This window comes from Klebsiella sp. JB_Kp031 (assembly GCF_040064295.1).
GTDB classification, from domain to species: domain Bacteria; phylum Pseudomonadota; class Gammaproteobacteria; order Enterobacterales; family Enterobacteriaceae; genus Klebsiella; species Klebsiella quasipneumoniae.
This window is the reverse complement of sequence record NZ_JBEAJW010000038.1, coordinates 235,180-258,743: the sequence shown is the minus strand read 5'-3', so window position 1 is coordinate 258,743 and position 23,564 is coordinate 235,180. Positions and strand designations below refer to the sequence as shown.

Below are 23,564 nucleotides of genomic sequence, written 5' to 3'. Positions count from 1 at the left end.
TTCAAAATGGCAAACAAATTAGCCATACTGAAAGATACCCATCTGATATTTACTCCCCTTCGCCGCGGCGCTACAATGCCCGCCCTTAATGTGGGGACACTCCCCAACTCGCCGCACCAGGTGCGGCGAATCTGACCTGTCATCAGAACGAGAACACCATGTTTAAACCAGAACTCCTTTCCCCGGCGGGAACGCTGAAGAATATGCGTTACGCTTTCGCCTATGGCGCCGATGCCGTTTATGCCGGCCAGCCGCGCTACTCGCTGCGCGTGCGTAACAACGAATTCAATCACGAAAATCTGCAGCTCGGCATCAATGAAGCCCACGCGTTGGGTAAAAAATTCTATGTGGTGGTCAACATCGCCCCGCATAACGCCAAGCTGAAAACGTTTATTCGCGATCTGAAGCCGGTGGTGGAGATGGGTCCGGACGCGCTGATCATGTCCGATCCGGGTTTAATCATGCTGGTGCGGGAAAACTTTCCGGATATGCCGATCCATCTTTCGGTGCAGGCCAACGCCGTCAACTGGGCGACGGTCAAATTCTGGCAGCAGATGGGCCTCACCCGCGTGATCCTGTCGCGTGAACTGTCGCTGGATGAAATCGAAGAGATCCGCCGCCAGGTGCCGGAGATGGAAATTGAGATTTTCGTCCACGGCGCGCTGTGCATGGCCTACTCCGGCCGCTGCCTGCTCTCCGGGTATATCAACAAGCGCGACCCGAATCAGGGAACCTGCACCAACGCCTGCCGCTGGGAATACAACGTGGCGGAAGGTAAAGAGGACGACGTCGGCAACATCGTTCACAAATATGAGCCGATTCCGGTGCAGACCGTGGAGCCAACCCTCGGCATTGGCGCGCCGACCGATAAAGTCTTTATGATCGAGGAAGCCAAACGTCCGGGCGAGTACATGACCGCCTTCGAAGATGAGCACGGCACCTACATCATGAACTCGAAAGATCTGCGGGCTATCGCCCACGTTGAGCGTCTGACCCAGATGGGCGTTCACTCGCTGAAGATCGAAGGCCGCACCAAATCCTTCTACTACTGCGCGCGCACCGCCCAGGTTTACCGCAAGGCGATCGATGATGCCGCCGCCGGCAAACCGTTCGATACCAGCCTGCTGGAAACCCTTGAGGGGCTGGCCCATCGCGGGTACACCGAAGGCTTCCTGCGCCGCCATACCCATGACGATTACCAGAACTACGAATATGGCTACTCCCTCTCCGAACGCCAGCAGTTTGTCGGCGAATTCACCGGGGAGCGGAACGGCCCGCTGGCGGCAGTGGCGGTCAAAAATAAGTTCAGCGTTGGCGACAGCCTTGAACTGATGACTCCGCAGGGTAACGTCAACTTCACCCTCGAGCATATGGTAAATGGCAAAGGCGAAGCCATGCCGGTGGCCCCGGGCGACGGCTATACCGTATGGTTGCCTGTGCCGGACGACCTGCCCCTGCAGTATGCGCTGCTGATGCGCAACTTTACTGGTCAGACAACCAGAAACCCGCACGGTAACTAGTTAATTTGCGTTATTTTTTCACGATGTAAGGATATTAGAATCGGATCACATACCGTTTCGATCGAAACAGGTATCATCCATTTCGCTGAAAAACATAACCCATAAATGCTAGTTGTACCAGGAACCACCTCCTTAGCCTGCGTAATCTCCCTTACGCGGGCTTATTTTTTTGCCTCTCTTCCGGCCTTCACTTGCGTCATGCGGTACACTTTATGCAACATTGAGCAATAAAGGTTCCCTTGATGATGTCTACGTTTCCTGCCAGCTTACTGATCCTTAACGGCAAAGGTGCCAATGAACCGCAGCTACGCGAAGCGGTTAACCTGTTACGCGATGAAGGGATTGATATTCACGTCCGCGTGACCTGGGAAAAGGGCGATGCCGCGCGGTTTATCGATGAAGCCCTGCAGCTGAACGTTGAAACGGTGATCGCCGGCGGCGGCGACGGCACGATTAATGAAGTGGCGACCGCGCTGGTGGAGCGCGGCAGCAACATGGCGCTGGGGATTTTACCGCTGGGCACGGCCAACGACTTCGCCACCAGCGTCGGTATTCCACAGGATCTGGCCAGCGCCCTCAAGCTGGCGATCGTCGGTCGCGATGTGCCGATAGATATCGCCCGGGTTAATGATAAGACCGGCTTTATTAATATGGCGACCGGCGGGTTCGGCACCCGGATCACCACCGAAACGCCGGAAAAGCTTAAAGCCGCGCTTGGCGGTGTCTCTTATTTAATCCACGGCCTGATGCGCATGGATACCCTGAAGCCGGACCGCTGCGAGATCCGCGGGGAGAACTTTCACTGGCAGGGCGATGCGCTGGTCATCGGCATCGGCAACGGCCGCCAGGCGGGCGGCGGCCAGCAGCTATGTCCGGAGGCGTTGATTAACGATGGTCTGCTGCATCTGCGCATTTTCACCGGCGAAGAGCTGATCCCTGCCCTCTTCAGCACCCTGGCGAATCCGGAAAACTCGCCGAATATTGTCGACGGCGTCTCCTCCTGGTTTGAGATCACCGCCCCCCATGAGATGACGTTTAACCTCGACGGCGAGCCGCTCAGTGGCAAAACCTTCCGTATGGAGCTGTTACCGGCGGCCCTGCGCTGCCGGCTGCCGCCCGACTGCCCGCTGCTACGCTGATCAGGCTTCGCAAAGCAAAGACGGTGCCCGGCTGGTATACAGCAGCCGGGTTCGTTGATTGAGCCTCTGAATGTTAAGGTAAAACGGCACCTGCGGCTGCAGGAAAAACCTAGGCAGGATATCGATCCAAACAACGCGCTTGCATTAATAGACGATATCCACAACCACAAAAAAACCTATAACATCAAATAGTTACCTATTAAAATGGGCGCATCTGCCGTGAGACAATGCGCCATAAAGCTTAGTATTTCGCCACCTCACGCGCCATTTCGCGCGTATATTGCCGACTGGCGTTAACCAGCATCTGCGTATAGGCCGTCTGCGCCTGGCCGCTGACCAGCGCATCGACCGTCAGGGTTTCGAGGATCTTCCCGTACTGCATCACCGCCACTTTCTGGCATAAGTGGGCAATAACCCCAAGATCGTGGGTGACCATCAGGTAAGTGAGCTTAGCCTCCCGCTGCAATTCTGCCAGCAGGTTAAGGATCTCAGCCTGCACCGACACATCCAGCGCCGACGTCGGCTCATCCAGCAGCAGCACCTGAGGCTCAAGAATCAGCGCTCTGGCTATCGCCACGCGCTGCCGCTGCCCGCCGGAGAGCTGATGCGGATAGCGCTCGCGAAAGGCGCGGTTGAGGCCAACTTTATCCAGCAGCACATTGATCCGCCGGTCGCGGTCGTTGATACGATGGATCTGCAGCGGCTCTTCGAGGATATCGCCAATGGTGTGACGGGGATGCAGCGATCCGTAGGGGTCCTGAAATACCATCTGCACCTGACGGCAGCGCTCGCGGCTAATTTCATGCCCTAAGGGCTGAGCATCGATGGTCAGTTCCCCCTGCCAGTGGGTAAACAGCCCCGCCAGGCACTTGAGCACCGTCGTTTTACCGGAACCGGACTCTCCTACCAGACCGTAGATCTCGCCGGGCTTAACGTGGAAACTGACGTCATACAGCACCTGGTTACGCTTCTCCCCCTCGCCAAACGCGAGGTTGAGATGTTGAACTTCAATCATTATCCGCTCCTTAATCCGTTAACCAGCTGGCCTGACGCTGCAGCACCGGCAGTATCGGGCGACGATGCTGCATATCCGGCAGCGAGTTAATCAATCCCTGAGTGTAGGGGTGACGGGCGTGATCGAGATCTTTAGCGGCGATGGACTCCACTACCCGTCCGGCGTACATCACCAGCACCCGGTCGCAGAAGCTGCGCACCAGGTTGATATCGTGGCTGATAAAAATCAGCCCCAGCCCGCGCGACTGAACCAGGTCATCCAGCAGGCCCAGCACCTGCAGGCGCACCGACACGTCCAGCGCGGAGGTGGGCTCATCGGCAATGATCAGCTCCGGGTCGGTAATCAGCATCATGGCGATCATGATGCGCTGCCCCTGTCCGCCGGATATTTCATGCGGATAAAGCTGATAAACGCGCTCCGGCTGGCGAATACGCACCACCTCCAGCATCTCCAGCGCCCTGGCTTTCGCCTCATCTTTGCGCCCGGGATGATGAGTAAGCCAGGCCTCGGCGATTTGCTTACCCACGCAGACCACCGGATTAAGCGAATATTTCGGGTCCTGCATAATCATAGAGATACGTTTGCCGCGTACGCCGCGCATCTGCGCTTCGCTAAGATGCTGCAGATCGAGGTCGGCAAACTGCATCCGGCTGGCGCTGACGCGGGCCTTTTTCGGATGCAGCTGCAGCAGCGCGCGCCCAACGGTGGACTTACCCGAACCGGACTCGCCGACAATAGCCAGCTTCTCATGCCCCAGCTGGAAGGAGACGCCGCGCACGGCGTGGGTCACCGCGCTACCGTTAACAAAGTCGACGCACAAATCGCGCACGTCGAGTAGCGGTGCATTATTCACTACGGGGATCGAGGATGTCACGTAGGCCATCTCCTAAGAAGTTGAACGCTAAGCTATTGATCAAAATCGCCAGCCCCGGAATGGTTACGACCCACCAGCACTCCATCATATAAGTGCGCCCGCTGGAGATCATCGCTCCCCACTCCGGCTCTGGCGGCTGCGCGCCGAGGCCGAGAAAGCCTAGGCCGGCCGCGGTCAGAATGATCCCGGCCATATTCATGGTGATACGGATAATGACCGAGGGCAGACACAGCGGCACGATATGGCGCCAGAGGACGCGGGCCGATGAAGCGCCCTGCAGACGCACGGCGGAGATAAAATCAGCCTGGCGCAGAGAGAGCGTTTCGGCGCGCGCCAGACGGGCAATCGGCGGCCAGGCGGTCAGCGTGATGGCGATAACCACGTGCTCCAGCCCCGGTCCTAAAGCGGCGACAAACGCCAGCGCCAGGACCAGACTCGGGAAGGAGATGAAAATATCGGTGACGCGCATCAGCACCATATCGACTTTACCGCCGAAATAGCCGGCACTGACGCCCAGCAGCAGTCCGAGCGGACCGACGGTCACTGAGACCAGCAGCACGATATAGAGCGTGATGCGGGAGCCGTACACCAGGCGACTAAAGATATCTCGGCCAAACTCATCGGTGCCGAACCAGTGCTGCGCATTCGGCGCGACCAGCGCACTATTCAGATCCTGTACCAGCGGGTTATAAGGCGCAATCAGCGGCGCGAAAATCGCCACCACCAGCAGCATAAAGATAATTCCTCCGCCGATGGCCGTGAGCGGATTGCGCGCCATTTTGCCGATAAACCCGACGGCCCGCGCCGCCGCGCGTTGCAGCCGCTGACGGCCTTCGCCCGCACCACCCGAAAGCGGCGAATCCAGAGAAACGGTCATGATTTTGTCCTCGGGTCAAAGAATTGATACAGCATGTCGGAGAGCAGGTTGAGCATCACGAAGATCACCCCCACCAGCAGCACGCAGCCCATCACCGCATTCATATCGCCCAGCAGCAAGCTTCCGGTAAGGTAGGAGCCAAACCCCGGCCATGAGAAGACGGTTTCAATCAGCACCGCGCCTTCCAGCAGCGCGCCGTAGGCCAGCGCCACCACCGTCAGCAGTTGCACGAGGATGTTACGAAACGCATGGTTCCAGATAACCTGGCGCTCGGTCAGCCCTTTCACCCGGGCGGTAATAATGAACTCCTGCGACAGCTGGGCCAGCATAAAGCTGCGGGTCATACGGCTGATATAAGCCAGCGAGTGAAAACCCAGCAGCGAGGCGGGAAGAATCAGATGATTAATGGCGTTCCAGAACACCTGGCCGTTGCCGGCCAGCAGCGCATCAACGGTCATCAGCCCGGTGCAGCGCGGCACCACACCATCCAGCCCGAGCTCTACCCTCCCGGCGCCGCCTACCCAGCCAAGCCAGGCATAGAACACCAGCAGCCCCATCATCCCGACCCAAAAGATCGGCATCGAGTAGCCCGCCAGGCTGATAATGCGTACCACATAATCGGAGACGCTATTGCGCCGCGCCGCCGCCAACACGCCCAGCGGAATACCAAGACCCGCGCCGACAATAATCGCCATCGTTGCCAGCTCCATGGTGGCCGGGAAGACGCGGATAATATCGTCCACCACCGGTTTCCCGGTCAGCAGCGCGTTGCCCAGATCGCCGTGCAACAGGTTGACGAAATAGATGCCAAACTGGGTGGTCAGCGATTTATCAAACCCCAGCTGCTGGTAAACCTGCTGATAGGTACTCTGGTCAGCATCCGGGCCGACAATCGCCAGCACCGGGTCGATGGGCATGACGCGGCCAATGGTAAAGGTCAGCAGCAGCAGGCCGAACAGTGTAATCACCACCTGCAGTAGCCGTTTTGATAAGCGCCGGCCGCGTGAGCCGGGCGCAAGGATTGCGGTACTCATCCTTTCTCTCCTTCGCGGACTTTATAGACGTCACGCAGAAAAGTGGTGGCGGAGGGGTGCGGCTGATACTCCCGTACCTCGTTGCGCACGACGACCGAATCAACCATCTGCGAAAGCGGAATTAAAGCCGGAACCAGCTGGTCGTAGCGTGTCTGGATGGCCTGGTAGTCAGCCACCTGTTTTTGCGGATCGCGTTCCAGCAGGGCCTGGTCAATCATCGTATTCAGTTGCGGGTCGTAAAAACCGGTACGCCAGCCCTGGAAGTTGGTCAGGCGCGCCTTATCGCTGTTATCCGGGTTATAGACCAGCGCGCGCAGGCTGGAGTGCGGATGCGGCTCCATCCCGCTGCCGCCGCGACCTACCAGCAGGTCAAATTTACGCTCGCGCATTGCGCCGTAGATCTGGTTACCAGTGCCGGTGATGATTTTGGCGTTAATCCCCGCCTGCATCAGCGTCGACTGCACGGCGATAGCGATGTTAAGAAATGGCTGATCGGAGAGTACCCGCAGCGTGGTATCAAAGCCGTTGGGATATCCCGCTTCCGCCAGCAGCTTTTTCGCCCGCGCCACATCCAGCCTGTAGCCGGGATCGGGTAGCGTGGACGGCATTCCCGCTTTGATAGGCCGCTGGTGCAGCACGCCGTAGCCCGGCATCAGCGCTTTATTGATACCCTGGTAATCAATCAGATAGCGCACCGCCTCGCGCACTTTCGGATTGGCGAAGTGCGCCTCTTTCATGCTCATCGCCACGTAGTACATGGTGCCGCGCTGCACCGCATCGACGGTCAGCTGCGGATCGCTGCGCAGGGCGTTGATATCGGAAACCGCCATATTGTTGGCAATATCAAGGTCGCCTTTTTCGATCATCAGGCGCAGAGTTTGCGACTCCTGGAAATGACGCAGTACCACGCGGCTCATTTTTGCCTCGCCGCGCCAGTAGTCAGGGTTGCGCTTCATGCGCAGCACATCTTTCGCCTGCCAGGTTTCGAGGATAAACGGCCCGGAACCGGCTTCATGGGTGGTTAGCCAGCGGTTACCCCAGTCGTTATCCTGCTGGTGGCTTTGCACCGTTTTACTGTCCAGCACTCCGAGGTTGCCCAGCGCCGCCAGCGAGTAAATCACCAGCTGCGGATCGTTATCTTTGGGTAATACGATTTGCACCGTGAAGCGGTCCGGCGCGCTGACCTGGCTGTCGATATTTTTCTTACTGAAGCCATAGGATTTCCATACTGAGGCCTGGGCCAGGTTGAGGTGCAGGATGCGCCGCATTGACCACACGACGTCGGCGGCGGTCAGCGGGTTGCCGGAGTGAAACTTAACGTCATCGCGCAGATGAAAGGTCAGGGTTTTGCCGTCGGGGCTGATATCCCAGGATTTCGCCAGCGCGGGCCTGACGGTGGTGAGCTGCTCAGGGTCAAGCTCCACCAGCGAGTCGTAGAGGTTGACCACGATCCCCACCACTTCGTTACCGGTCATCGCCGCCGGGTCAAGGGTGAGCAGGTTATTCATATTCATGCCGATGATCAGCTGGTCGGGCGGCGTTTTCGCCACCGCCTCCCCGCTCCCCATCGACATGGCGAGCGCGAGAATACACGCTCCCAGTAAGGAGGTTTTTTTCATATCTCTGTTTGCCTGTACTGTAGGGTACATGTTGCCGGATGGCGGCATTTTCGGCTTATCCGGTCTACCGGGCCGCAGGCTCGATAAGCGCAGCGCCATCGGGTATTTATTTTTTTAAATCAGTCGTGGCTAACGGTATTGGCTTCGATATACGCAAAATTAATGTCTTCACCGAGACCCGGACGTTGTGACAAATGCACAAATCCCTGGTCATCCATCGGGTCGACAATGCTGTTGAGATAGGCCGCCGGTTCATCGTAGTCGAGGAACGGATGCAGCAGGCCGCGCTCGTACCAGCGGCAGTTGCGGATCGCGCCCACCACCGCCAGGCTTGCCGCTCCGTTGCCGTGGACTTCGCAATCCATGCCGAAAGATTCCGCCAGCGCCGCCACCTTCATGGTCGGTGTAATCCCCCCCACGCCGTTAGCGCCGGCGCGCAGAATGTCGCAGGCCCCGGCTTTCACCCATTCGGCGCGCATGTGGTGCTTGCCGCCGAAGCTCTCCGGCCCGACGATGGGAATCGACAGGTTTTCCGCCAGCCACGCATAGGAGGACATCGAATCCTCCTCCATCGGCTCTTCAAACCAGGCGAAATTGAGTTTTTCCAGCTCTTTGCCGATCCACAGCGCCTCGGCGCGGCTGTACCAGTGATAGCCATCAATCATCAGGTCAATATCCGGCCCTACGGCTTCGCGCACCGCCGCGCAGGCTTTAATGTCCATTTTGGGATTGGGCGCAAAAGAGATTGGCGGCATCCAGGTGTGCAGCTTGATGGCCTTGTAGCCGCGGGCGACCAGCTTCTCAGCAAAAGCGGCATACTCTTCCGGGGTCGACAGGCCGCCCGGCAGATCGTCGCCGCACATGGTGCTACCGTAAGCCGGGACAGTGTCGCGATAGCCGCCGAGCAGCTTATAAACCGGCATCTTAAGGCTGCGGCCGATCAGGTCCCACAGCGCCTGTTCAACAAACGACAACGCGCGCTCCGTTAGCTGATGTGCGCTGCCGCGCTGCCAGTGGTTAAGATCCTGCCAGATACGCTCACGGTTAAACGGGTCCTGTCCCACCAGCACTTTGCGAAAAAAAGTATTCACCACGAACGGGCGCACGACTTCCGGAGGCGCAAACGAAAAGCCCTGCGCCCCATCATCAGCGGTGATGGTCAGCATCGCCATTTTGGCCATGCTTTCAACCCCCGGATGGGAGTGCCCGGCGCTGTCGGAAACCCGACGAGTGGGATATTGGAAAACGGTGACATTCACAGATTCAATTTTCATGCTCGGTCCTTATCACGGCCAAATCCGATCGACATAATCAAATCGGCAAAGCGGTTTCACATTATTGAAAATACGTTTCAATATATAATCTAAGCACAACTTCGTAGTAGTGCCTCGGACAAACACCGCTAAGCAAGGCCATAAATTTGGGCATTGGCACAACAAGACGTGACTGTTTTCACAAAAGATGAGCGAAATGTGAGGCAGATCGACCAGGAGAAAAAAGGGCGTGAGCGCAGAGAAGAGATTAACCGACCAGCTACATCCCGGGAATGTCTGCGCCCACAAATGGCTGACTTAAACCGCCGCCGCTGGCTCCGCGCTAAGCGCTTCCAGCAGTTCCGGCAGCGCCCGGTAACGGCCCACGGCGGACTGAAAACGCGCGTGCTGGCTATCTTCTGCAATCACTATCGTGGCAATCCCCGCCGACTGGGCCGCGCAAAAGCCGGTAAAGCTATCCTCAATCACCAGACACTGGCTGGCGTTGAGATTGAGCTTCCGTAGCGTCGTGAGGTACACCGCCGGGTGCGGTTTGCCGCGTGGTTCATCATCCGCGCTGGAGATCGCGTCAAAAAAGTGCCAGAGCGAGAGCTTGTTCAGCACGGCGGCGATAACCTGGCGGGATGATGACGTGGCGAGCGCAATTTTATAGCCGGCAGCGCGAAAATAGCCTAACGCCTCCTGCACCCCACGCATCGGCACGCCTTCGGCGGCAATCAGGCCGGTGATGCGCTGCAATATGGCCTCTTCCAGCAGCGATGGGGCAAGGTTAAGCTGAAAATAGCGGCACCAGGTGTCGGCGATTTCGTCGAGACGCTTGCCCTTGGTCAGGGTTTCACACTCAGCCACGCTCGCCGTTGCTCCCCACTGCGCGAGGGCGTCAATCTGCGCCTGGCGCCACAGCGCCTCGGAATCAATAATCACGCCATCCATGTCAAAAATAACCGCCTGCATACTCATTCGTTCACCTCATTAAGGCTGGCATGGAGCCCATGCCAGCCACATCACCTTAAGAGAATTCAACCTGCTCACGGGCAGTCGCTTCCTTGTGGGAAAATCCCGGCTGCTCCACGCGGATAAACGCACAGAGGAAAAAGGCCACCACGTACAATGCGGTATAGGCGATGACTACCCCAATGGTGCTGAAGAACGGCAGCAGCACCACGGCAATCGCCGGAGCGAGAAAGTTAGACATCCCCGCCGACAGGTTATACACCGAAATCGCCGCGCCTTTGTGCTTCGGCTCCAGCGCCGGGAACACGGCGGCCAGCGGCACAAAGGCGGCGACAAAGATCCCCAGGGCGATGGCCGGGATCAGCGCCATCGCAAAGCTGTGGCCAAAGTGCTGAGGGATGAAGTAAAACGCCAGGCTGGAGAGCGCCATCCCGATGCAGCCGAACCAGCGCACCACCTTCATCCAGCCCAGTTTTTCACCCAAAATGCCCCACAGCACGTTAGAGAAAATGGTGGTGAAGAAGAAGACCGCCCACACCTGAAGCCATTCTGAAGTGCTGAAGCCCAGCTCATCAACGAACATCATCGGCATAATCACCGCAAACCCGAACAGCGAGAGGGTATTGATGATCCTGACCATGCTCGACAGCAGAATATTGCGGTTGGTATAGAGCAGCGTCGCGGCGCGTCCCAGCTCGGCAAACTTCTCACGGGTGGTGAGATTCTGCATATGCTGCGGCGTTTGAATATGGCGCAGGGAAGCCAGAGCAATCACGCCCCCGGTAAGGCAGAAGGCCAGCGCCAGCCACAGGGTGCCCATTTCGCCAATATGCGGAATGGTGAAACTCGGAATATAGCTGCCGAACACGCCGATGCCGATGGAATAGACCGCCCAGAACCAACCGATGGCCGAGCTGGCATTGTCGCTTTTGACGTTATGGACAATCGCCACGATAAACGAGTAGAGGAACAGCGGATAGGCGAAGCCGCGGATGCCGTAGAAAAGCAGGATCAGCGCATAGTTGGCGTGACCGAGGCCGAAAACGAGGAACAGCACGTGGAACATGCACCACAGTACGAAGCCAATCATCATCGTTTTCAGCGGGGTGATAATTTCCGCCACCACGCCGGAAATCCACGCCGACAGCGCGGCGGCCAGGCCGTAGAGGGTAAAGGCAAAGGAGGCCTCCGCCGGAGAGAAGCCGAGCGCTTTGATATAGTGCGAGAGAAAAGCTAATTCGAAACCGTCGCCGGTCATAAATACGGCAATGGCGATGTATCCCCAGAGCAGGTTCAGGGGTAAACCGAGCCACTGTTTATTATTGATAGACATAATGACCTCGTTTTCAGGGTACAGGGTGGCCGCTCCGCGACGTTCAACGAAGCGGCTGTGGTGGTGAAAATCAGTGCTGCCGATAGTGCATATCGTTTAAATACAGGGACTTAAACTGCGCGTAGCGTTGCATCAGGGTGTGGTGGCGAACAGGATCCGCACGCCAGGTCTGCCAGACTTCCGGTTTTTCACACACCGCGTCAATGGGTTTGCCCGTCGCCAGGCAGGCCAGCCGCGCCGCGCCCAGTGCGCCGCCGGTCTCTCCGCCTTTGTGGGTCACCACCGGCATAGCGAGAATATCGGCCAGCAGCTGGGCCCAGAACGGACTGCGGGCGCCCCCGCCCACCAGCGAGCACTGCGCGATCGGTGTCCCGCTCTCTTTCAATGCCTGCAGACCGTCATTGATGCCAAAGCTCACCCCTTCCAGCACCGCGTAGCCGAGCTGGGCACGCAGGCTGGAGTGGGTCATGCCCCAGAAGATGCCGCGGGCGTCAGGATCGTTATGCGGGGTTCGTTCCCCGGAGAGATAAGGCAGGAAGAACGGCGCGTTGGCTTTATCCTCCTCGCTTAGCTCGGCAATCTCCGCCAGCAGCGCCACCTCCGTGGTGCCGGTGAGACGGCAGAACCACTGCAGACAGCTGGCGGCGCTAAGCATCACGCTCATCTGATGCCACAGATTCGGCAGAACGTGGCAGAACGCGTGCACCGCCGACTGCGGCGCCGGACGATAGGCGTCGGTCACCACAAACAGCACCCCGGAGGTGCCGAGCGAAATAAACGCATCACCCGGTGAAACCGCGCCGACGCCAATGGCGCTGACCGCGTTATCGCCGCCGCCCCCGGCCACCACCACCGAGGCGTTCAGCCCCCAGCGCGCAGCCACCTGCGGGTCAAGGGTGGCGGAAACCTCACAGCCTTCCACCAGCGTCGGCATCTGGCTGCGCGACAGGCCGCATTTATCCAGCAGCGAGTCGGACCAGTCGCGCTTCGCCACGTCCAGCCACAGCGTTCCGGCGGCGTCCGACATATCGGAGACTTTCTTCCCGGTCATCCGGTAGCGCAGATAATCCTTCGGCAGCAGCACCGTGGCGGTGCGCTGAAAGTTTTGCGGCTCGTGACGACGCACCCACAGCAGCTTCGGTGCGGTGAAGCCCGGCATCGCCAGGTTGCCCGCCACCTGATGCAGCTCCGGCGCCATCTCCTCCAGCTCCGCGCACTCTGCGGCGCAGCGGGTGTCGTTCCACAGAATGGCCGGACGGATCGTCTCCCCCTTTTCATCCAGCAACACCGCGCCGTGCATCTGTCCGGAGAGGCCAATCGCCTTGACGGCCGACCAGTGCTGAGTGCATTTTTCCCGTAGGGTGGCCATCAGGTACTCCGTCGCCTCCCACCATAGCTCCGGCGATTGTTCTGACCAGTGCGGATGAGGCCGCTGAATGCTCAGCGGCGCGCTATGGCTGGCGATAACCTGATTGTTCTCATCAATGACCAGCGCTTTGACTTCCGATGTGCCAAGATCGATACCCAGATACATAGCCACCTCTTATTTAATCAGCGTGTAAACAGCGGCGATTTTCTCGCGCATTAGCGCCAGGAAATCCGCGTTGTCGGCCAGGTCACCAAACAGGGCTTTATCACGGGCGAAGACAGCCACCGGATCCTGAGCCTCATACATCTCATGCACCGCCTGCTCATCCAGGATGCCGTCCTGGTACTGATACGGCAGGGTTCCCTTATGCCACTGCTCCATAAAGACGAAGAACAGCGCTGGCAGCATGGCGGTCGCTTCCGGACGGACGCCGCGCTGATAGCACTCCTGCAAGGTTGGCGCGATCATCGCCGGAATCTTTGAGAAACCATCGGCGGCAACGCGCTGGTTGGTGTCCTGGATATGCGGGTTGGTAAAGCGCTTGAGCACCACATCGCGGTAGGTCGGCAGATCAATGCCGTTATCGCCAAGGCAAGGAATGACATCCTCCGTGACGTAGCGGTCGGCAATGGCGTAGATAGCATCGGTGAGCGTGCTTTCGTGAATATACTGCTGGCCGATTAAGGTCCCCGCCCAGGCAATGCAGCTGTGCGACGCGTTCAGGATGCGGATTTTCGCCTCTTCATAGGGGATAACCGACTCGACCATCTCCACGCCGACCGCTTCCAGATTTGGGCGGGCATCGCGGAAGTTGTTCTCCACCACCCACTGGATAAAGGTCTCGCCCATTACCGGCGCCTTATCGTCAATGCCGGTTTGCGCTTTGATACGGGCCGGCAGATCGGCCGCCGGACGCGGGGTGATGCGGTCCACCATGGTATTCGGACAGGTGGTATTCGCGGCCATCCAGTCAATCACCGCCTGTTTGCCGGTAAGCTGCAGGAACTCCACCATCCCGTCGTGGAAGCGCTCACCGTTATGCCGCACGTTGTCGCAGTTGAGCAGGGTCAGCGGCCCGGCGTTGTCCGCCATGCGCTTTTCCAGAATTCGTGCGAGGGTGCCGTAAATGGTTTTGCATTCGCCTTTCAGGTCGGCCTGCAGATCGGGGTTGCTGGTTTCCAGCTGATGGCGGGTGTTCAGGTAGTACCCCCCTTCCGTCACGGTAAAGGCGATAACTTTTGTTTGCGGATTGGCCCCTTCGTTAATCAGCGGCTGCAGCCCTGCCTGCCACGGCAGCAGTTTCTGAATAGAGGTGATTTCTTCATATTCGCGCTCCCCTTCCGGGCTGACGGTCTCCAGCACGTAACGTCCTCCCTGCGCCGCCAGCGCCTGCACCACCTGCTCGGCGTCGTTGCGGATATTGCCCGCCGCGATGCGCCAGCGCTTATCCCCGGAAGCCATCAGACGATGCAGATACCACGCCTGATGCGCGCGATGAAAAGAACCCAGACCAATGTGAAGCCATGTGAATTGATTGTTCATGTTCTGCTCTCCTTGAGTTGATGGCGCCACTGTAATTGATCATTTGACCAAAATAAGAGCCACAGATCACAAAAGAACAATTACCCAATTAAATTACAAATGACCAGTCGAGAGCAAAAGCTTGCCAGTTATGCCAACCACGGCGAGAATGCGGGTATTCGCCGGGCCAATTGCGTGCCCAGGCCAGCAACTTAGGGCGGGAAACCATGAGTAAAGAAGACGATATCCGGTTGGATCAGAAGGTGCGTGCCGCATGGATGTACTACATCGCCGGCCAGAATCAGAGCGAGATTGCCAGCCAGCTGGGCACCTCCAGACCGGTGGTGCAACGGCTGATCGCCGCCGCGAAAGAAGAAGGGATTGTGTCGATTAATCTGCACCATCCAGTGGCGAACTGCCTCGATTATGCGCAGTTGTTGCAGGAAAAGTATCGGCTTCTTGAGTGCAATGTGGTCCCCGCCTTTAGCGAAGAAAGCACCCTCGACAGCGTATCGTTTGGCTGCTATCAGCTGATGGCTCGCTACCTGCAGGATGATAAAGAGAAAATCATCGGTCTGGGCTCGGGCCTGACCCTGAAAAAAGCGCTGCAGCGCATCGATTTCGACAGCCTGAATACCCGCTGCGTGGCGCTGATCAGCGCCATGGACGCCGACGGGCAGTGCAACTATTACGATGACGTGCCCCTGCTGCTGACGAGCAAAATAAAAGCCAAGTACTATCAGTGGCCGGCGCCGCGCTACGCCCAGACCGCGGATGAGTATGAGATGTGGTGCACCAATCGCTTATTCCGCAGCGTCTCTGGCGTCGCCCGGGAGGCGGACGTGATTTTTGTCGGTATTGGTCCGCTGGGCACGCAAAGCCCGATCTTTAAAGACGGATTTATCAATCAGGCGCAGATGGATGAGCTGACCGCCCGCGGCGGCATCGGGGAGATCCTCGGGCGGTTTATTGATGCAGAAGGCGAGGTGGTCGACAGCGAGATCAACCGCATGATCACCAGCTATGATATCCGCCAGAACCACTGCCCGCGGATTGCCGCGGCCTGTGGAGAATACAAACGACCGGCGATCCTGGCCGCCCTTAAAGGCGGCTGGATCAACGGCCTGGTGACCGATGAACATACCGCTCGCTGGCTGCTGACGCGCTAACGGCAAACAGCGACTCAGCTGCTGCTCATCAGTCGCGGCGGAATTTCAATCCGCTGCTGGCTGGCTTCGCCGGCGTCAATAATCGAAAAAACAGCGTCCAGCATCGCCGGCACGTCCTGCTGCACCATGTCGATATCGTGCCCCAGCAGATAGACAAACGGATCCCAGTCGAAGCAGCCCATCGGCGGCTGCTCGCTGCCGGTCAGCCCCACCTGCGACAGCCAGCGCACAACCCCTTCAAGGGATATCGTCGAGTTAACAAATATCCCCTGCAATAGCGTCTTCGCGCTGCCAAACCGCTCCTGCAGGCATTCCTCAACGTGACCTTTCGAATAGCCGGGAGCCAGAATATTCGCCTGCGGCACGCTCAGCCCCTGCTCGTGATGCGCATCGTGGAAACCGCGTAAACGCTCGCTGGTGTTATGGTCGCTGCTGCGCCCGCCGATGAAGGTCAGCGGCGCCAGCGATCCCCGACGGCGGGCGCTGTTAGCGAGGATCTTGTGGGTCAGCGCTTTCGCACCGCCGTAGTTATCCGAAATCACCGACGGAGAGAGAGACCCCGGCAGGTCGAGATTGACCGTAGGCACGCCCGCCTGCTGGCAGAGCGCGGAAATTTTATCCGGATTGGTCGCCCCGGTCGCGATCACCCAGTCAACCTGCCAGGAGAGCATCGCTTTTACCGCTTCGAGCTCCAGCTCCGGGCTTCGGCGCGTACAGGTGATAATCGGCAGCAGGCCACGCTCGCGGGCCATCTCCTCAAAGCGTTCGGCGACGGAACCGAAGTAGCGGTTATCGTATTTGGGGATAATCATGCCAATGACGTGTGATTTTTTACTGCGCAGCATGCTGGCCTGGCGGTTAATCGCATAGCCCTGCTCCTCAGCAATCCGGGTCACCTTTTCGGCAAGCTTTGCGCTGATGCGGCGTTTTTTCCAGTTACCGTTGAGGATAGCGCTCACCGCGCTCGCCGAAACGCCGGAAAGCTCCGCCAGGTCGTAAATCGTTATCTTCTTCATTTTTCCAACTTGCGTCACAAAATCATGTCGCTGTTAATTTCCCCACTTGCTCAATCGATGAAGCGAGCGCAACATAGCTTCATCGATTGAGCATCCATTTCACGCCAGGAAGTACGCGCGCATACTGCCTTAACATGCCAGCAAGCCTGAATAATGATGCTGATATTCAATATGTTACCAGGTTTTTGTCCATAACCTCGAACGCGATGCCCTCGGGTTCGATAGTTTTAACCAGACACGGCAAAGGATTATAAAATGAACCACTCTGTCTCCTCTATGAATACTTCCCTCAGCGGTAAAGTCGCCGCGATCACTGGCGCGGCGTCCGGTATCGGCCTCGAGTGCGCGAAGACCCTGCTGGGGGCTGGCGCAAAAGTAGTGCTAATCGACCGCGAAGGCGAAAAGCTCAACAAACTGGTCGCCGAACTTGGCGAAAACGCCTTCGCTCTGCAGGTGGATCTGATGCAGGCGGAGCAGGTCGATAATCTTCTGCAGGGCATTTTGCAGCTTACCGGGCGTCTCGATATCTTCCACGCCAACGCCGGCGCCTATATCGGCGGGCCGGTGGCCGAGGGCGACCCGGACGTCTGGGACCGCGTGCTGCACCTCAACATCAACGCCGCCTTCCGCTGCGTGCGCAGCGTCCTGCCGCATCTGATCGCGCAACAATCCGGAGATATTATTTTCACCAGCTCCATCGCGGGCGTGGTGCCGGTGATCTGGGAGCCTGTCTATACCGCGTCGAAATTCGCTGTGCAGGCGTTTGTCCACACCACTCGTCGTCAGGTGGCGCAGTATGGCGTGCGCGTCGGCGCCGTACTGCCGGGCCCGGTGGTGACCGCGCTGCTGGACGACTGGCCAAAAGCCAAAATGGATGAAGCGCTGGCCAACGGCAGTCTGATGCAGCCGATTGAAGTGGCGGAGTCAGTGCTGTTTATGGTGACGCGTTCGAAAAACGTCACCGTACGCGACATTGTGATCCTGCCGAACAGCGTGGATCTCTGACCCGTAACCAGCCTGTGAGAGGATGTGATGCAAAACGATACGCAAAACATTATTGGTGTGGATGTCGGTTCGGGCAGCGTGCGCGCCGGAGTCTTCAATCTGCGGGGCGAGCTTCTCGCCCACGCGACCCGGGAAATTACCCTGTTTCGCAGCGCCGGGAATAGGGTTGAGCAGTCGAGCCGTGAAATCTGGCTGGCGGTGTGCTACTGCATTAAAACCGCGGTGGCCAGCGCCGGCGTCCCGCCGTCGTCGATCGCCGGGCTCGGCTTCGATGCCACCTGCTCGCTGGTGGTGATTGGCGATAACGACGCGCCGCTGGCGGTCGGGCCTTCGGACGATCCGGACCGCAATATTATTGTCTGGATGGATCATCGCGCCACCGCGCAGGCGGAAAAGATCAACGCGACGGGCCACCCGGTGCTGCAGTACGTTGGCGGCAAAATCTCGCCGGAGATGGAAACGCCGAAAATTCTGTGGCTGAAGGAGAATCGCCCGCACATCTATCAGCAGGCGCGCCACTTCTTCGACCTCGCCGATTACCTTACCTGGCGCTCAACCGGCGATGACGCCCGCTCGGTCTGCACGGTGACCTGTAAATGGACCTACCTGGCGCATGAACAACGCTGGGATGCCGGCTACTTCCGCCAGATTGGCCTCGACGAGCTGGCGGATGAAGATTTTGTCCGCATCGGCCAGCGGATTGTCGCCCCTGGAACCCCCTGCGGCGACGGTCTTTGCGCCACGGCGGCAGAAGAGATGGGCCTGCCGATCGGCACGCCGGTGGCAGTGGGGATGATTGACGCCCACGCGGGCGGCATCGGCACCGTTGGGGTGCTTAACGGCGCGGTCAACAATATGGCCTACGTCTTCGGCACTTCTTCCTGCACCATGACCACCACTGAGGAAGCGGTGTTCGTCCCCGGCGTCTGGGGCCCCTACTATTCGGCGATGGTCCCGGGCTACTGGCTGATTGAAGGCGGACAAAGCGCCGCCGGCGCAGCAATCGACCAGCTGCTGAGCTTCCATCCGGCGGCGGCGGCGGCTTGCGAGCAGGCTAAAGCCGCGGGCGTCCCTCTGCCGGTCTGGCTGGCAGATCGCGTACTGGCGCAGGCTGCCTCGCCTTCTGAGGCTGTCAAGCTGGCCGCCGGTCTACACGTGGTGCCCGAGTTTCTCGGTAACCGCGCGCCGCTTGCCGACCCCCACGCGAAAGCGCTGATTGCCGGGCTGGGGATGGAGCGGGACCTGGATAACCTGACCGCGCTGTACGTTGCCGGGTTATGCGGGATTGGCTATGGCCTGCGACAGATCCTCGACGCCCAGCGCGCCTGCGGAATTGAGAGTGAAAATATCGTCATCAGCGGCGGGGCCGGACAGCATCCGCTGGTGCGGCAGCTGCTGGCCGACGCCTGCGGCGTTAGCGTCGTGAGCACCGCCTGCAGCGAGCCGGTGCTGTTAGGCTCCGCCATCCTCGGCGCCGTCGCGGGCGGAATCACGGCTTCGCTGCCGGAGGCCATGAAGCAATTTACTCAGGTGGATGCCACCTATCACAGCGAGACTGCGTTTAGCTCGCTACATCAGCGCAGGTATGAGGCCTATAAGGCGCTACAACAGGCCGGCAGGCTGATTCGCGAATAACAACCCTCTTTTTTAATAACAATAATGCTCCGCTGCTGTGCAGCGGAGACACTCATCTGCACTCTGAAATCGAGGTCAACATGTCCGTTAATAACAAACAGTGGTACGGTCTACCGCTCAACCTCATCTGGGGATATGTCGCCATCGCCGTGTTTATGACCGGCGACGGCTTTGAGCTGGCTTTTCTGTCGCACTACATCAAAGCACTCGGATTCACCCCGGCGCAGGCTTCATTTGCCTTTACGCTATACGGTCTGGCCGCCGCCCTGTCGGCGTGGGTCTCCGGCGTGGTGGCGGAGATCATCACCCCACGCAAGGCCATGATGATCGGCTTCGTGCTGTGGTGCGTATTCCATGTACTGTTCCTCGTCTTCGGCCTCGGTCGCGCCAACTATGCGCTGATCCTGCTGTTTTATGGCATCCGCGGCCTGGCCTACCCGCTGTTCCTCTACTCATTTATCGTCGCCATTATCCACAACGTTCGCAGCGACAGTTCCAGCTCTGCGCTGGGCTGGTTCTGGGCGGTCTACTCCGTGGGCATCGGCGTGTTCGGCAGCTATATTCCGAGTTTCACCATTCCCCACATTGGCGAAATGGGGACCCTGTGGCTGGCGCTGGTCTTTTGCGCCACCGGCGGCATCATTGCGCTGGTGTCGATGCGTCATACCGAAACGCCGCGCCATATGCAGAACCTGACCACTCGCGAAAAACTCGCCGAACTGGGGCGCGCCGCGACGCTGCTCTATACCAACCGCAGCATCCTGTTCTCGAGCATTGTGCGCATTATTAACACCCTGTCGCTGTTTGGTTTTGCGGTGATTATGCCGATGATGTTCGTTGATGAGCTGGGCTTTACCACCTCGGAGTGGCTCCAGGTGTGGGCGGCCTTCTTCTTCACCACTATCTTTTCGAACGTTTTCTGGGGGATCGTGGCGGAGAAAATGGGCTGGATGAAGGTGATTCGCTGGTTCGGCTGCATCGGGATGGCGTTCTCCAGCCTGGCGTTTTACTACATCCCTCAGCACTTTGGCCACAGCTTTGCGATGGCGCTGGTGCCGGCTATTGCCCTGGGTATTTTCGTCGCCGCATTCGTGCCGATGGCGGCGGTGTTCCCGGCGCTGGAGCCGAACCATAAAGGCGCGGCGATTTCGGTCTATAACCTGTCAGCCGGGCTGTCGAACTTTCTGGCGCCGGCGATCGCCGTAGTGCTGCTGCCCTATTTCAGCACCATCGGGGTGGTGATTGCCTATACCGCCTTATATATTCTGGCCTTCTTCCTGTGCCCGTTAATCCGCGTTGAACAGCCTGGCTTTGCCAGTGCTCAGAGTGCAAAACCGTTTACCGCCAACGCGGCGGAGTCTTAATAAACCCGACATCAGGTAGGAACAACGAGCAATCCGGGCGGTAACGCCCGGATTTTCGCCTTAGGCGATGGTGACTTTGCCGTCGAGGTAGACATCCTGCACGGCATTGATCAGCTTCACGCCGTCGGCCATCGATTTCTTAAACGCTTTACGGCCAAGGATCAGCCCCATGCCGCCGGCGCGTTTATTGATCACCGCCGTGCGCACCGCGTCGGCAAGGTCGGTCTCCCCGCCCGCCGCGCCGCCGGAGTTAATCAGCCCGGCGCGGCCCATATAGCAGTTGGCCAGCTGGTAGCGCACCAGATCGATAGGGTTATCGCTGGTCAGTTTGCTGTACACCCGGTCGTCGGTATAGCCGAAGTTAACCGCTTTGTAGCCGCCGTTATTCTCCGCCATTTTCTGCTTAACGATATCGGCGCCGATGGTGGCCGCCAGGTGGTTGGCCTGACCGGTCAGGTCAGCGGAAACATGATAGTCGACACCGTCTTTCTTGAAAGCCGAATTGCGCAGATAGGCCCACAGCACGGTGACCAGGCCCAGCTCATGCGCCCGCTCAAAGGCAGCGGAGATCTCTTCTATCTGACGACGCGATTGTTCCGAGCCGAAATAGATCGTCGCGCCCACGGCCACCGCCCCCATATTGAACGCCTGCTCAACGCTGGCGTAGAGGGTCTGGTCGTACTCGGTGGGGTAGCTCAGCGTTTCGTTATGGTTGAGCTTCACCAGGAAAGGAATGCGATGCGCGTAACGGCGCGACACCGAGGCCAGCACGCCGTAGGTCGACGCCACGCAGTTACAGCCGGCTTCGATCGCCAGCTCGACGATATTTTTCGGATCGAAGTACAGCGGGTTGGCGGCGAAGGAGGCCCCCGCCGAGTGCTCCACGCCCTGGTCGACCGGCAGAATGGAAAGGTAGCCGGTCCCCCCCAGACGTCCGGTGTTGTACAGGGTTTGCATATTGCGTAGCACCGCCGGTGGCCGGTTGTTATCCACCATAACCCGATCAACATAATCTGCGCCAGGCAGATACAGCTGGTCGGCCGGAATGGTTATACAACGGTGCTGCAAAAGGCTCTCGGCATCTTTGCCCAGCAACTGCGTAATATCAGTCATAGCAATCTCCCGTAAGGCCGGCCGGAGCCGGCATGCATTATCCCAACCCAATTATTTTGGGCAGGTTAAGCCTGGTACCGACTTAGCCTATTTTCCAGCCGGGAGGGCATTTTTTCAGGAGATTCTGCTGTCCCGTTACGCTGCCATTTACCACCAGGCGTGGAAATGGTGTACCGGTCCGATGCCGTGGCCCACCTCCAGGGAGTCGGCCTGGGCCAGGGCCGCCGACAGCCAGGCCTTGGCCTCGGTAACGGTGGCCGCCCAGTCGGCGTGACGCGGGCGAAGCGCCGCCAGCGCGGCGGAGAGCGTGCAGCCGGTGCCGTGGGTGTTTTTGGTCTGCACTCGCGGCGCGGTAAATCGCTGTTCCCCTTCGCGGGTGAAGAGCCAGTCCGGGCTTTCGGCATCGTCGAGATGGCCGCCTTTCATTAATACTGCGCCGCAGCCCAGCGCCAGCAACGCCCGCCCCTGCTCCAGCATTTCGCGCTCGTTGCGCGCATGGGGGGCGTCAAGCAGAGCGGCCGCTTCCGGCAGGTTTGGAGTGATCAGCGACACCTGCGGCAACAATCGTTGACGCAGGGTCTCCACCGCCGAGGCCGACAGCAGCGGATCGCCGCTTTTCGCCAGCATGACGGTATCCAGCACCACATTGGCCACCCGGTAGCGCGCCAGCCGCTCGGCCACGGCTTCCACAATATCGGTCTCCGCCAGCATGCCGATTTTGGTGGTATCGATGCGCACATCGCTGAATACCGAATCGAGCTGCGCCGCCACAAAGTCCGGTTCAATACGATAGACCGACTGCACGCCGCGGGTATTCTGCGCCACCAGGGCGGTGATCGCCGAGCAGCCATAGGCTCCCAGCGCGGAGAAGGTTTTCAGATCGGCCTGGATACCGGCCCCGCCGCTGGGATCGGTGCCGGCGATGGTCAGGGCGTTGATGCGTTTCATCCCTGCACCTCCTGATACAGCGCGTCGAGAAACGCCGGAATAAAGCTGCCTGGGCCTCCCTGACGGGCGGCGATTTCCCCGGCCTGCTTCATTAGCCCGCAGGCGGCGGCCACGTTTTCCAGCCGGTCGCCCGGCAGCGCCGCGCTCGCCGCCACCACCGCCGACAGCGCGCAGCCGGTGCCCACCACCCGGGTCATCAGCGCACTGCCGCCCGCCACGCTGAGCACCCGCTCGCCGTCGGTGACGTAGTCCACCTCGCCGGTGACCGCCACTACGGTGGTCAGCTGACGAGCCAGCGCCTGGGCCGCCGGCAGCGCTGCGGCGGCCGTATCGGTGGTATCCACCCCGCGCCCGCCGCCGCTCATCCCGGCCAGCGCCAGAATTTCAGAGGCATTGCCGCGAATGGCCGCCGGCTGCAGGGCCAGCAGCTCGTGACAAAAGGCCGTGCGCACGGTCAGGGCGCCGACCGCTACCGGATCCAGCGTCCAGGGCTTGCCGGCCTGGCGGGCCTGCTCCACTGCGGCGCGCATGGCCACGGCGCGGTCTGCGGTCAGGGTGCCGACGTTGATTAACAGCGCATCGGCGATGGCGGCGAACTGCGCCGCTTCGCGAGGATCGATCACCATCGCCGGCGAGGCGCCGACGGCCAGCAGAACATTGGCGGTAAAGGTCTGCACCACGTCATTGGTCATGCAGTGCACAAGGGGGGAATGGGCGCGCAGCAGATGGCGCAGGTGCGCGACAGGCGCGGGATTCAGCAGCTCAGGCATGGTTTGCTCCCGCCA

The 23,564-nt window shown here is 59.3% G+C and carries 20 protein-coding genes; 6 read left to right on the top strand and 14 right to left on the bottom strand.

From position 1 onward, the window contains the following. The first annotated feature begins 158 nt into the window (after nt 1–158). Nucleotides 159–1,520, top strand: coding sequence for a tRNA 5-hydroxyuridine modification protein YegQ (yegQ, locus tag ABLV64_RS18405; protein WP_017899358.1), 1,362 nt, complete (start codon nt 159–161; stop codon nt 1,518–1,520). A 242-nt stretch (nt 1,521–1,762) separates the two neighbouring features. Next, nucleotides 1,763–2,659, top strand: coding sequence for a lipid kinase YegS (gene yegS, locus ABLV64_RS18400; RefSeq protein ID WP_017899357.1), 897 nt, complete (start codon nt 1,763–1,765; stop codon nt 2,657–2,659). A 241-nt stretch (nt 2,660–2,900) separates the two neighbouring features. Here yegS and ABLV64_RS18395 read toward each other — a convergent pair whose 3' ends face one another. The 10 genes from ABLV64_RS18395 to dalD form a co-directional block, all read right to left on the bottom strand. After that, a complete protein-coding gene (locus ABLV64_RS18395) occupies nt 2,901–3,674 on the bottom strand; it encodes an ABC transporter ATP-binding protein (protein ID WP_117129898.1) in 774 nt (257 codons plus the stop codon). Between the two features lie 10 nt (nt 3,675–3,684). Then, a complete protein-coding gene (locus tag ABLV64_RS18390) occupies nt 3,685–4,548 on the bottom strand; it encodes an ABC transporter ATP-binding protein (protein ID WP_004175147.1) in 864 nt (287 codons plus the stop codon). Beyond that, on the bottom strand, nt 4,520–5,425 hold the full coding sequence (locus ABLV64_RS18385; RefSeq protein WP_004200464.1) for an ABC transporter permease: 906 nt from the start codon (nt 5,423–5,425) through the stop codon (nt 4,520–4,522). Before ABLV64_RS18385 ends, ABLV64_RS18390 begins: the two co-directional genes overlap by 29 nt. Continuing rightward, nucleotides 5,422–6,459 (bottom strand): ABC transporter permease, encoded by a 1,038-nt coding sequence (locus tag ABLV64_RS18380; protein ID WP_032456380.1) that lies wholly within the window; start codon nt 6,457–6,459, stop codon nt 5,422–5,424. The genes ABLV64_RS18385 and ABLV64_RS18380 overlap by 4 nt, the downstream gene beginning before the upstream one ends. Then, complete coding sequence (locus tag ABLV64_RS18375; protein WP_004180553.1) at nt 6,456–8,078, bottom strand: ABC transporter substrate-binding protein; 1,623 nt, start codon at nt 8,076–8,078, stop codon at nt 6,456–6,458. Before ABLV64_RS18375 ends, ABLV64_RS18380 begins: the two co-directional genes overlap by 4 nt. A 119-nt stretch (nt 8,079–8,197) precedes the next feature. Then, on the bottom strand, nt 8,198–9,352 hold the full coding sequence (locus ABLV64_RS18370) for a mandelate racemase family protein (protein WP_002912648.1): 1,155 nt from the start codon (nt 9,350–9,352) through the stop codon (nt 8,198–8,200). Nucleotides 9,353–9,649: 297 nt separating this feature from the next. Next, on the bottom strand, nt 9,650–10,312 hold the full coding sequence (locus ABLV64_RS18365; protein ID WP_135722253.1) for an HAD-IA family hydrolase: 663 nt from the start codon (nt 10,310–10,312) through the stop codon (nt 9,650–9,652). Nucleotides 10,313–10,361: 49 nt separating this feature from the next. Further along, nucleotides 10,362–11,639, bottom strand: a complete 1,278-nt coding sequence (gene dalT / locus ABLV64_RS18360; RefSeq protein ID WP_348843010.1) for a D-arabinitol transporter — start codon at nt 11,637–11,639, stop codon at nt 10,362–10,364. Nucleotides 11,640–11,709: 70 nt separating this feature from the next. Then, a complete protein-coding gene (gene xylB, locus ABLV64_RS18355; RefSeq protein WP_348843011.1) occupies nt 11,710–13,173 on the bottom strand; it encodes a xylulokinase in 1,464 nt (487 codons plus the stop codon). A 9-nt stretch (nt 13,174–13,182) separates the two neighbouring features. Continuing rightward, the gene (dalD, locus tag ABLV64_RS18350; protein ID WP_325955247.1) at nt 13,183–14,550 is read right to left on the bottom strand and encodes a D-arabinitol 4-dehydrogenase; all 1,368 of its coding nucleotides are present in this window, start codon (nt 14,548–14,550) and stop codon (nt 13,183–13,185) included. A 206-nt stretch (nt 14,551–14,756) separates the two neighbouring features. Between dalD and ABLV64_RS18345 the strand changes: the two genes are divergently transcribed. Continuing rightward, complete coding sequence (locus ABLV64_RS18345; protein ID WP_004201572.1) at nt 14,757–15,698, top strand: sugar-binding domain-containing protein; 942 nt, start codon at nt 14,757–14,759, stop codon at nt 15,696–15,698. A gap of 14 nt (nt 15,699–15,712) precedes the next feature. Here the strand turns inward: ABLV64_RS18345 and ABLV64_RS18340 are convergent, their stop codons facing one another. Then, nucleotides 15,713–16,714, bottom strand: coding sequence for a LacI family DNA-binding transcriptional regulator (locus tag ABLV64_RS18340; protein ID WP_004201573.1), 1,002 nt, complete (start codon nt 16,712–16,714; stop codon nt 15,713–15,715). Between the two features lie 255 nt (nt 16,715–16,969). Between ABLV64_RS18340 and ABLV64_RS18335 the strand changes: the two genes are divergently transcribed. The 3 genes from ABLV64_RS18335 to ABLV64_RS18325 all read left to right on the top strand — a co-directional run bounded on the left by ABLV64_RS18335 (nt 16,970) and on the right by ABLV64_RS18325 (nt 20,718). After that, nucleotides 16,970–17,719, top strand: a complete 750-nt coding sequence (locus tag ABLV64_RS18335; RefSeq protein WP_049116329.1) for an SDR family oxidoreductase — start codon at nt 16,970–16,972, stop codon at nt 17,717–17,719. Between the two features lie 27 nt (nt 17,720–17,746). Then, complete coding sequence (locus ABLV64_RS18330) at nt 17,747–19,354, top strand: FGGY-family carbohydrate kinase (RefSeq protein WP_017899348.1); 1,608 nt, start codon at nt 17,747–17,749, stop codon at nt 19,352–19,354. 80 nt (nt 19,355–19,434) lie between these two features. Further along, complete coding sequence (locus tag ABLV64_RS18325; RefSeq protein ID WP_032456388.1) at nt 19,435–20,718, top strand: RbtT/DalT/CsbX family MFS transporter; 1,284 nt, start codon at nt 19,435–19,437, stop codon at nt 20,716–20,718. A 60-nt stretch (nt 20,719–20,778) separates the two neighbouring features. Here ABLV64_RS18325 and fbaB read toward each other — a convergent pair whose 3' ends face one another. The 3 genes from fbaB to thiM form a co-directional block, all read right to left on the bottom strand. Next, nucleotides 20,779–21,831: a class I fructose-bisphosphate aldolase gene (gene fbaB / locus ABLV64_RS18320; protein WP_004201578.1), complete on the bottom strand. Its 1,053-nt coding sequence runs from the start codon at nt 21,829–21,831 to the stop codon at nt 20,779–20,781. Nucleotides 21,832–21,978: 147 nt separating this feature from the next. Next, nucleotides 21,979–22,779 (bottom strand): bifunctional hydroxymethylpyrimidine kinase/phosphomethylpyrimidine kinase, encoded by an 801-nt coding sequence (thiD, locus tag ABLV64_RS18315; RefSeq protein ID WP_009307429.1) that lies wholly within the window; start codon nt 22,777–22,779, stop codon nt 21,979–21,981. Beyond that, nucleotides 22,776–23,549 (bottom strand): hydroxyethylthiazole kinase, encoded by a 774-nt coding sequence (gene thiM, locus ABLV64_RS18310; protein WP_048325135.1) that lies wholly within the window; start codon nt 23,547–23,549, stop codon nt 22,776–22,778. Before thiM ends, thiD begins: the two co-directional genes overlap by 4 nt. Nucleotides 23,550–23,564: the final 15 nt, after the last annotated feature.